This is a genomic window from Streptomyces sp. C, assembly GCF_000158895.1.
Taxonomy (GTDB): Bacteria; Actinomycetota; Actinomycetes; order Streptomycetales; family Streptomycetaceae; genus Streptomyces; species Streptomyces racemochromogenes.
The window spans coordinates 491,815-493,410 of sequence record NZ_GG657750.1 but is presented as its reverse complement, the minus strand read 5'-3'; the positions used below and the strand labels follow the sequence as shown (position 1 = coordinate 493,410).

Below are 1,596 nucleotides of genomic sequence, written 5' to 3'. Positions count from 1 at the left end.
CGAGGCGAGCAGGCCCGCCTCGCGCAGCCGGGCCGTCTCGTCGACCGGCGGCCGGCCCGCCTGCTCGCGGGCCACGGAGTCGGCGGCCAAGTCCTCCGCCACGTCGCGGGCGGTACGCAGGGAGCGCGCGGCGCCGTGCGGCGTCGGACGGCCGGCCCGCGGTGCTCGGGGGTCGTGGACACCGGCGTCACCGACAGGCCCGGACGCCGCGGCACGGCACGGGGGAGGGGCGTGGGGTGTCGCCGGGAGGGAGGGCGGTGGTCATGTCGGCTGCTCCGGGACGTTGTCGGTGGCGCCGGCCGGTTGCCGGGAGGCCTGGGCACGCGCGAGGGGTGGGAGCCGGGCGGCGCCGATCCCCACTTTTCCCATCGGATTGATAGGAATACTTGCCCGGAAGCGCCCTCCCGGCAAGACCACGACCGGATCGTGGACAAGACGGTCTCGGGATGAAAGACGGCGCAGGTAAGCGCCTTGCTGCGACCGCCGATTGACGGAGCGGCAACACGACTGCCAACTTCCCTTAACAAGGCGGTCATTGTATGGCGCAACGGCCGGACATAGCGTTTTCGGCGGATAACGCAACAGGAATCGGCCGCCCTTCGCGCGGCCGACCGGAAGGCGTATCCGGAAAGGCGTGATTCGACGTGCCGGCATCCGCATCCCCAGCCGCATCCCGATCGGCGGCTTCCGAACAACTGCACCTCGCCGTCGCGCTCGACGGTGCCGGCCGGCACCCGGCCGCCTGGCGCGAACCGGGTGCCCGGCCCGGCGAACTCCTCACGGCCCGCTACTGGGCCGACGTCGTGGCCGAGGCCGAAGCCGGCCTGCTCGACTTCGTCTCCTTCGACGACGCCCTCACCCTCCAGTCGTCCTCCCCGGACGGGCCCGACGGACGCACGGACCAGGTCCGCGGCCGGCTGGACGCGGTGCTCACCGCCGCCCGCGTCGCCCCGCTGACCCGGCACATCGGACTCGTCCCCACCGTGACAGCCACCCACACCGAGCCCTTCCACGTGTCCAAGGCCATCGCCACCCTCGACCACGTCAGCCGGGGCCGCGCGGGCCTGGACGTCCAGGTGTCACAACCGGCCCACGAACTGCGGCACTTCGGACGCCGCACGGCCGCCCTGCCCGAGGCGGAGGCCTACGGCGAAGCCGCCGACCACGTCGAGGTGGTCCGGCGGCTGTGGGACAGCTGGGACGACGGCGCCGAGATCCGCGACGCGGCCACCGGCCGCTTCGTCGACCGCGACAAGCTGCACCACATCGACTTCGAGGGCCGCCACTTCAGCGTGCGGGGACCGTCGATCACCCCCCGCCCGCCCCAGGGCCAGCCCCTGGTCACCGCCGCGGGCGCGGCCGGCGCGGCGTACGGTCTCATCGCCCGTTCCGCGGACGCGGGTTACGTCCCCGCGCACGACACCGACGCCGTGCCGGCGCCGGCGTTCGCGGAGAATCCGGCGGGCCCGGGAGGCCGCCGGACCCGCGGCGGAGCCCCTGCACCTCTTCGGGGACCTCACCGTCTTCCTGGACGAGACGCCCCCGCGGCACGCGCGCGCAAGGAACGCCTCGACGCCCTCGCGGCACCCCGTACGG

Annotated in this window: 1 pseudogene; it reads left to right on the top strand. The window is 74.2% G+C overall.

Annotated features, from left to right (window positions below):
• Positions 1–695: 695 nt before the first annotated feature.
• A pseudogene (locus SSNG_RS02400) lies at positions 696–1,596 on the top strand (LLM class flavin-dependent oxidoreductase); the annotation flags it as partial.